Raw genomic sequence first — 8,100 nt, forward strand, 5'->3', positions numbered from 1 at the left:
TCGTAGGCATACTGCGCCAGGCTCATCTCGCCGACGCCGCCCTTCACGATGCGCGAGCCGATCTCGTCATAGGCCGGCAGCAAGATCCCGGTGCCCGAGACCTTCACGTCCGGATTGTAGGGGTTGAACAGCGCGAGCTGGTGCTCATCGAGCGCGGCCGTCGGAAAGCGCAACCCCTCCTCGGTCTTGGCCGCGTAGCCCGCGACGGTCGTGTCGGACCGGCTCGCGTCGAGGAACGAGTCGCTGCGATAGGCCACGAACGCCGCAGGAAGGTCGTTCTTCTCCTTCAACTCGGCGACATCCTGGGCGAGCGCATAGACCAGGTTCTGGTTCGAGAGGCCTCCGAGCTGCGACTGGATGCGGGCGAGCTCGGTGCCGAGCGTGTCGATCTTCGGCGAGACCTCTTCGCGCCAGTCCTCGAGCGATGAAACCCGGACGGCGACGTCGCCGAGATTGTCGAGCAGCGCCGCGTCGTTGCGCGTGATCGCCTCAATGCCCGAGGCCCCCATGCGCACATAGGCGAGGATGACGGCCGTGCTCTCGATCACCGGATTGACGGGCGAGACGGCCTCGATGCCGGCGACGGCCTCCAGCCGCGCATGCCGGAACGTCTCGGTATTGACCTGGCGCGGCTCCTTCACGCCGGTCTCGGCGTCGATCTCGTAGTCGCGCGTCTCCAGATTGGTCTCGATCTCTTCCGGCCAGGCGACGATCGCGACGATGCGCTTCTGCAGGCCGGGCTTGAGGCTGTTGAGGTCGAGCGTCACGCCGCCGGGATCGTCGGAATAGTAGCGCTTGCCGTCGAACCAGAGCCGGCCGGCGCCGACGTTGACCTGCGTCGCCGAGCTGCCCGTGACCGCGAAGCCAGTGAAGCGGCGGCCGCGCTGGATGGCGTCATAGGCGATGTCGTCGTCGGACTTCTTGATGTTGACGACCATGCCGTCGAGGTCGTCGTCGGTGACCTCATAGGAATCGCGGAAGATGGGGCTGAGTTTCACGAGACGCTCCTAGAGGTCGGTGATGAGGTCGCCGAGGCGGTGGCTGCCGTCGAGCGGGATACCGTCGCCGGCGGTGACGGGGCGGTGCAGAGAGGTGCGGACCAGAACGCGATCGCGGCCGAGCTTGGCGGCGCGGGCCGCGGCGAAGACATCCTGAAGCTTGCTGTCGTCGAAGCCCCGCGCCGCCATCGGCAACGACCGCCCAATGACGAAGCCGCCCCGATGCTTGCGGCTGGCATCGACCGTGAGCCGCAGCGTGAAAGCGGCCTGGCGCAGCTTGCTGCGGCCGAGTATCCAGCCGCCCGGCTTCGTCGGCCGGAAAACCGCGCCCTTGGCCGGATCGTAGATCCTGATGCTGGAGTAGACGTGCTCGCCCGCCCGCGAGGCCCGCAGGATCATCGGTAACGTCGAGCCCGGCGCGAAGCCGCCGGGCAGCGTGTGAGCCGCGGCGATGCGCTCGGGCTCGATCGAGATCGGCTGGCCGGGCAGCAGCAGGTCGGCGCGCGACGCAGCGTCGCCATAGCGATAGCTGCGACTCGCGGCCGTCGAAGCGCGCGGGACGCAGGCTTTGCCGAGGATGGCGGGCAGCGTAAGACGCAGCGCCGTCGTCGGCAGCATCACCTGAAAGAGCCCGCGAACGAATTCGCCGGCGCCGACATCGACACGGATCGGAACCGGCCTCTCGACGCCATCGATGACGATAGTGGCGCGCTGGCCGCCATAAGCCGGGGCGATGCTGCTGCGCAGGATCGAGCGGCCGCCGAACCAGGGCTCGCCGACGACGAGCAGGGCGCGCGGTGTCGTGTGGCGGTTCCGGCGCGGATAGACCCGCAGCTCCGGGAATTGCTCGCGCCAGGCGCGGCGCTCGGCGTCGGTCCAGGGCTGGCGCGGGAACAGGCCCTGCGGCGGCGCCAGGAATTCGACCAGGCGCGCGTCCATGATCTCCAGCATCGCGGCGAAGGTCGTCTCGACGCCGCGCCGGCGCGACAGGGAGATCCAGCGATCGATGACCCAGCGCTTCTTGCTCTCGGTCCAGCCGTCCTTCCAGACATCGACGGACCGGCCGGCGGCCAGATACGGCAGGAGCCGGGCCGGGATGCGCCAGGCGTCGTCGAGCGTGTCGAGCAGCGCGACCGGCGGATCCCACCACTCGGCAACGGCTTCGCTGATCGAGCGCCAGAAGCGCCGGGCATTGTCCGGGAGCTGCGACGACTCAGCCATGGCCGGGCACCGTGACTGTGAGGATCGGCGCTTCGAATTCGACGACGCCGTCCGGACCCGGGTCGATCGCGGCCGAAGGAGCGGACACCGTCACCGCCGCAACGCTGTCGGTCACCAGCACGGCGTTGAGCTTCGAGAGCAGCACCGTCCTGCCGATCCGCCGGCGATCTGCGGCATAGGCATCGTGACGCTTGATCACCTCGGCCTTCACGAGATTCGGCGATGGCCCCGGAGGGATAGACAGATCGGCGATGACACGCGTCGAGATCCGCGTCGCCGCGCGGACACTGACAGTGTCGCTGCCGAGCTTGACATCGCGGCGCAGCAGGAAGGTGCGAGCGAGATCGACCTGCTCGGCCTCGTTCTCGCCGCCGAGCAAGGCGACCAGGATCTGGCCGGGGGACACCAGGCCGGAGGCATGGTTGAGGGCGCGCGCATCGACCAGGTGAGGAGCGGCTGTCAGAGCCCAGAACTCATAGCCGCCGAGGGTGCCCGGCGTGCGAGCATCCGGCGCGAGCAAGATGCGCCGCTTGAACCGGTCGTCGGTCTCCCAATCATCGGGATGGCTGGCGAACGGGCGCGGATCCTCGACCAGGGCCAGCCGGGCCAAACCGAGATCGGCGTAATGGGTGGCGGCGAGATGATCGAGCGCGGCCCCATGCGACGTCACGATGACCAGGCGCTTGCCGGCGTCTTCGATCTGCTGGAGCGTCAGCATCTTGCGAAAGCTGAACTCCTGCGTCAGCGAGATCACCGGGTCGGTTTCCAGCGCCTCGACGTTGAAGGGCACGCCATTGGCTTCGAAGCGCGCCTTGACACCGGCGAGCAGCGCGATCTGCTCGGCCTCAAAGTCGATTTCGACCAGCCGGAACGCGGGCAGCCTGGTCGGGTCGAGGGCCTCGGCGATCCTGCTCATGCGACCTCCATCATGCGGAAGCCGTTATCGTTGGCAGCCAACACGGCGCTGCGCGCCTCGCTGATCGAATAGTCGCCGAGGTGCCCACGCGGATAGAAGATGCCGCTGATCTCGAAGGCGAAGATGCCGTCCGCCCCGAACCGCGACAGCTGGATCGTGCGCAGCCGAAAGCCGGGCTCATAGGCGCGCAGCGCCGCGGCGACGGCGGCATAGACCTGCATGATCAGGAGCGGCGTCGCGTTGCGGTCCTGCAGCTCCGGCACGAGCGAGCCGAAGGCCCGACGCATGACGCGCGACCCGATCCGGGTCGTCAGGATGACCGAGATCGACTGGACGCAATGCGCCCAGCCGCTCAACGGCTTCCCCGTCATGGCGTCGAAGCCGTGGCGCATCAGGCTTCAACGGTCTTTGAAGCGCCCTTGCCGGGCGAGAGCGGCGCGGCGACGATCGGCTCGTCGGCCTTCTCGATCCCCTGCTCATATTTAGCCTCGGCGTCGGTCAGGTACAGGATATGGCCGACCTTGGGCGCGCGATTGCCGTCGCCGTCCTGGACGGACGGGACGCGCTGGCCGGCGACGAAGTAACCGGCGAGCTCGGTGGTGCGGTAGGCCTTCTTCTCGGTCATCGGATCGTCCTTCATCACGTCACTTGAACCCAGGCGCGGCCGGTCGTCGGATGGCCGCAATTCGCGGCGTGCCCTTCGCGGCACACCGGAATTCCGTTGATGGTCAGCCAGTCGCAGCCCTGCGCCATGACGGGCGCGGTATCGTGCGGCGGGCCGAGCGGGTGCGGCTCGACCGGATCGCCGAGAACCACGACGAGCTTGCCGTCGACGCGGACGAAGCCCTGGCCGCCGGCGAGCTGCGTGCCGCCGGCCGAGTCCTCGATCTCTACGGCGATGCCGCCCATCAGCCCTGCTCCAGGGCGATCGCGCCGGCCTTGAGCGTGATCTTGCCGCCACCGACCGTCACCGACGCGCCACCGACCGAGAGCTTGATCTCGCCGTCCTTGATCGCGACCGTGGCGTCGCCGATGGCGATGACCTTGCCGTCGCTCTCGGCGGCGCCGGGCGACGGGTGATCGTCGACCGGGCCGCCCGGCAGGATCCGCGAATGCTTGCCGAGCTCGCCTCCGGGAGAGAAGACCAGCACGGGCTGGCCCTTGCCGATCTTGGTGAAATCGGAGACGCCGGCGCCGCCCTTGCCGGCATGCGAGGCCTGATTGAGGAAGGGCGAGGAAAAGGGCTTGCCGCCATCCGCCCCGGCATCGTCGAAGCGGACCTTCGTCTTCGCGCCCTGATTGTTCTCGGCCGTGCCGACCATGATCATCGAGGAGACGCGGCGCTCCAGCGCCGCCAGCCTTTTGCGCAGATCGCGTTCGCCGCTCATGGCTCGCTCCCTTCCGGCGGCGTCCAGCCGATCGGCGGCGGCTCGGCCGGGCCATCGCCAAGCGCGACGGCCTGCAGATTCCATTGATCGTCCAGCACGCGCCGCACGAGAGGCCGCGGCACCTGGTACTGGCGCAGCGTCCAGGCGACCTCCATCAGGGCGATGCACAGGCCCTGTTTGGTGGTCTGCTCGGAGGCCACGACGAGCTGGTCGCCGAAGGTCGCGGCGGAGAGCTTGGTCAGGCCGACATAGGGATCGGCCATCAGCGCGGCCGTGGCGCCGTCGATCAGGCCGAGCGCGGCGATGTCGGCCGAGGCGACGGCCGGGTTGCTGCGGCCCTCGCGGCCGGCGACGACGACGACCGCGACGGAGAGATCGAGATCGCAGCCACCATCCGCCAGCAGCACCGGCTTGGCGCGCAGCAGGCAGACGCGGGCATAGGGCGACCGCTCCGAATCCTTGAGCAGATCGGCAAAGTCGTAGCGATCGAGCTCGGCGCGGACATCGCTGAACAGCCGGGCATCGTTCGGGCGCTTCGCGGCCGAGAGCACGCCGGCGACGGCGGTGAGGAGTTGAGCGGTGCGGCTCATCCGAACAGCCTCCGCAGATACAGCACGGCGGCCTGGACGAGCTCGGCCCTGTCGTCGGCGGAGAGGCCGATATAGGGCCGCGCCGGCATCGTGACCTTCTTCGCGAAAATCTGCCGATTGCCGATGCTGAAGGCGAGCCGCGATGCCGATTTCGGCACGATCGTCCCGCCGAACTGGTGGATCGCGGCATAGATCAGGCCGGAGCCGATGACGGCCTGGCTGCCCGCGACCGCATAGTCGATCGAGCGGGCGAGCGCGCCGCTGCGATGCAGGATCGGCGTGCGGCCCTCGCTGTTCGGAGCCCAGGCCGCCCCGTCCGGGGACGGGCCGCCGGCGATCAGGCGCTCGCGCACCGATTCCCGGATGAGCCGGGCGAGCGCTTCGAGGAGCTGCTCGCCCTGGAAAGGGTTGAGCCGGCCGAGCAGGGCCTCGATCGAGCCGAGCCCGGAGACATCGATGGAGACCTGCAGCGTGCTCACAGCATGTCTCCGCCGGCGGGCCAGCGGCGCTGGTCGGCAGAGAAGGCGGCGCCGGAGGTCGAGCCCTCCGAGACCGTGCCCTCGGCCGCCGGCTGCAGCAGATAGCTGTCGAGCTCGACGAGGTCGACCTTGCCGGCCGCCAACTCGCGCAGGAACTCCAGGCGCAGCTTCGCCCGCTTCTCGATCTGCTCGGAGATCCGGTCGCCGGCGGGCGCGAGCTGCCAGCAGGCGATATCGATCGCGCATTGCATCAGCATGGCCGAGGCGCCGGCCGGCAGCGGCAGGCGATAGCGCTTGCGCAGATAGGGCTCCATCTGGCGCGCCGCCGCGTCGAGGGCGCGGCCGACCGCGACGTCGAGATCGACGTCATGGGCGACCAGCGTGGCGAGATGGTTCGCGCCGTAGATCGCCTCGATGTCTGCGCGCGTCGCGTAGGTCATGATCGTCCCGTTCTGCGGAGGCGCCCGGCATTGCACCGGGCCGGGGCCTTTCCCCTGTCAGCCGCCTGCGCGGGCAGCTCGCCTACTCGCAACCCCGCCCGAACGCCGGAACTCCCGCCGGGATCGGATTTGCCCTGGTTGCTTTCGCTCCGGCATTGAGACGGGCGGCGGGCTATGCCCCTACGGTCGTGCCGTTCCGATCAGGTGCTGGGGGCCTCGCGAGCCGTACCAGACCGCCCTCGGGATCTCGTCAGGTCTTGGGGCCGGCCTTCGCGTAGGCATCGGCCGCGGCGCGGATCTCGTCGTCGCTCGGCTCGAAGCCGAGCTCGGCGGCGATGCGGCGCCGCGCATCCGCGCGCAGCTGGCCGCCATTGGTGAAATCGCCCACGGCCAGACCCGGCACGATCGCCAGAACCGCCGCCAGGCGCTCTTCCTCGGAAGGCGCGGGAACATCGCCGATCGGGTCGGGCTCGATCGCACGAGCCGCGATCAGCGCAGCGGCTGACGCGTCGAGCCTGGCCTCGCCGCCGGGGGCGACGGTCTTGCCGGTATCGTCCAGCACGTTCCATTTCGCGCGGTAGAGCTTCATGGCGGTCTCCTGTCCTCACCGCTGCCCCGGCCGGTGCGGACGGGGCAGAACGTCAAGACAGCCCGGCAGCCGGGACGCGATCAGCTCAGGCTGATCAGGAAGCCGGCGCGGCGGGCGACGATCAGCTCGCGCACGCTCTCGCCGGAGCGGACGATCTGGCCGCCATGCAGGCCCATATCGACCGTCTTGGTGCCGGCGACGCGGGTGCCGTGAACCGCGGTCAAGCCGAAGGTCAGGCCGCCGGTCTCGGTCGTGGCGCTCCGGTCAATGAACTGACCGCTGATGGTGTTGCCCCATGTCCGCTGCATCGTCGGAGCGAGCCCGGGACGGGCGACGTTGACGCGGCCGGACCCGACCAGGATGCGGCCGACCTCGAAGGCCTCGGCGACCTCCTGCCGGGTCAGCCGTCCGCTCGCCGTGGTCGTGCCCTTCACGGCCTGGACCGCCTTCGGGTGCTTCCGGAAGGCGCGCCAGGCCGCGTGGCCGAAGACGAGCTGGTTCGGCTTCATCCAGCAGGCGTCGAGCATCGCGTCGATGCTCTCGAACGGATCGGCGGCGGCATCGAAGAAGGCGGCTGCGGTGGCGCCCAGCTTCTGGTCGGCGTGATAGGCCGACGCGTCGGTCACGGTCGCGGCGACGCGGATCTCGCGATCGAGCAGCACGATATTGGTGGCGAGCTCGGTCGCGCGGTTGCGCGGGTTGTAGCCGGCGCGCTCGGCCTCGGCGATCGTGGGGTTGTCGAGCGGGATGTCGATGCCGAAGTCGACGACGCCGGAATCCTTCTGCTCGCCCTGGAGCTCGACCTGGTTGGGCGCCGAGCGGTTGCCGACGCGGGTGTCCGGCACCGAGAACATCTCGGCCTCGGGATACTCGGTCCATTTGAAGCTGCGCCCGCCGACCGGCACGCGCGGCAGGACCTCGTCGGCGATCATGACGACGTCGGGATTGCGGTAGGCGATCGCGATCGCGGTCAGCGACGCGTCGGTCTGGAACTGCTGGTTGTCGAGCTTCGCCATGGGGGCCTCTGGTCAGTGCGCCGCGATCGGCGGATCAGGAGTTGGCGGCGTTGGAGAGCGCGCCGGGCTGGATGTGGACCGGCACGAGCTCGCCCAACGCCGTGGACACGCCGAAGGCGGTACCGATGATCTGCTGGGTGACGGTCGCGGCCGGAGCGGCAGCGATGACGCGGCCCTCGGCGTCGACGGTCAGCCTGGCGCCCTGCGCGAAGGCGGCGCCGGCCTCGACGGTCTGGACGTCGCCGAAATAGACGTCGACGCGCTCGCCGGCGGCGACGGCGCCGATGACGCCGGTGACGCCGATCAGCGTCTTGGCGGTCGGCGAGGCGGCGGTCTCGACCTGCCCCTCGGTCGCGGCGAAGGCGACGACGCGGCGGGGCTTGATCGCGCCGGCGGCGGTGAAATTCTTGACCGGGCCGAATTCGTTGCGGTTCACGCCGCGCCTCCCTGGATATGCGCGACC

General features: G+C 69.5%; 13 protein-coding genes. All 13 read right to left on the reverse strand.

The window, feature by feature from the left end; translation table 11 throughout:
• Positions 1 to 998: hypothetical protein (locus tag BMZ69_RS30545; RefSeq protein ID WP_139219317.1), on the reverse strand; the 998-nt coding region annotated here is incomplete at its 3' end.
• Positions 999 to 1,007: 9 nt separating this feature from the next.
• Positions 1,008 to 2,219, reverse strand: coding sequence for a phage tail protein I (locus BMZ69_RS30550; RefSeq protein WP_092163783.1), 1,212 nt, complete (start codon positions 2,217 to 2,219; stop codon positions 1,008 to 1,010).
• On the reverse strand, positions 2,212 to 3,135 hold the full coding sequence (locus BMZ69_RS30555; RefSeq protein ID WP_092163784.1) for a baseplate J/gp47 family protein: 924 nt from the start codon (positions 3,133 to 3,135) through the stop codon (positions 2,212 to 2,214). The genes BMZ69_RS30550 and BMZ69_RS30555 overlap by 8 nt, the downstream gene beginning before the upstream one ends.
• The gene (locus BMZ69_RS30560) at positions 3,132 to 3,506 is read right to left on the reverse strand and encodes a GPW/gp25 family protein (RefSeq protein ID WP_244543627.1); all 375 of its coding nucleotides are present in this window, start codon (positions 3,504 to 3,506) and stop codon (positions 3,132 to 3,134) included. The genes BMZ69_RS30555 and BMZ69_RS30560 overlap by 4 nt, the downstream gene beginning before the upstream one ends.
• A gap of 20 nt (positions 3,507 to 3,526) precedes the next feature.
• Positions 3,527 to 3,760 (reverse strand): hypothetical protein, encoded by a 234-nt coding sequence (locus BMZ69_RS30565; protein WP_139219318.1) that lies wholly within the window; start codon positions 3,758 to 3,760, stop codon positions 3,527 to 3,529.
• Between the two features lie 14 nt (positions 3,761 to 3,774).
• Entirely contained in the window at positions 3,775 to 4,044 is a 270-nt protein-coding gene (locus tag BMZ69_RS31840; protein WP_092163787.1) for a PAAR domain-containing protein, read from the reverse strand.
• Positions 4,044 to 4,523, reverse strand: a complete 480-nt coding sequence (locus BMZ69_RS31845; RefSeq protein ID WP_092163788.1) for a hypothetical protein — start codon at positions 4,521 to 4,523, stop codon at positions 4,044 to 4,046. Before BMZ69_RS31845 ends, BMZ69_RS31840 begins: the two co-directional genes overlap by 1 nt.
• Entirely contained in the window at positions 4,520 to 5,113 is a 594-nt protein-coding gene (locus BMZ69_RS30580; RefSeq protein ID WP_092163789.1) for a hypothetical protein, read from the reverse strand. The genes BMZ69_RS31845 and BMZ69_RS30580 overlap by 4 nt, the downstream gene beginning before the upstream one ends.
• On the reverse strand, positions 5,110 to 5,592 hold the full coding sequence (locus BMZ69_RS30585) for a phage virion morphogenesis protein (RefSeq protein WP_175507059.1): 483 nt from the start codon (positions 5,590 to 5,592) through the stop codon (positions 5,110 to 5,112). The genes BMZ69_RS30580 and BMZ69_RS30585 overlap by 4 nt, the downstream gene beginning before the upstream one ends.
• Positions 5,589 to 6,032: a DUF1320 domain-containing protein gene (locus BMZ69_RS30590; RefSeq protein WP_139219319.1), complete on the reverse strand. Its 444-nt coding sequence runs from the start codon at positions 6,030 to 6,032 to the stop codon at positions 5,589 to 5,591. The genes BMZ69_RS30585 and BMZ69_RS30590 overlap by 4 nt, the downstream gene beginning before the upstream one ends.
• A 250-nt stretch (positions 6,033 to 6,282) precedes the next feature.
• Positions 6,283 to 6,621, reverse strand: a complete 339-nt coding sequence (locus BMZ69_RS30595) for a hypothetical protein (RefSeq protein ID WP_092163792.1) — start codon at positions 6,619 to 6,621, stop codon at positions 6,283 to 6,285.
• An 80-nt stretch (positions 6,622 to 6,701) separates the two neighbouring features.
• Complete coding sequence (locus tag BMZ69_RS30600) at positions 6,702 to 7,637, reverse strand: major capsid protein (protein ID WP_092163793.1); 936 nt, start codon at positions 7,635 to 7,637, stop codon at positions 6,702 to 6,704.
• Positions 7,638 to 7,671: 34 nt separating this feature from the next.
• Positions 7,672 to 8,100: capsid cement protein (locus BMZ69_RS30605; protein ID WP_210188134.1), on the reverse strand; the 429-nt coding region annotated here is incomplete at its 5' end.

Origin of the sequence: Allobosea sp. CRIB-10 (assembly GCF_900112185.1) — a bacterium.
In the GTDB taxonomy this organism is placed as follows: domain Bacteria; phylum Pseudomonadota; class Alphaproteobacteria; order Rhizobiales; family Beijerinckiaceae; genus Allobosea.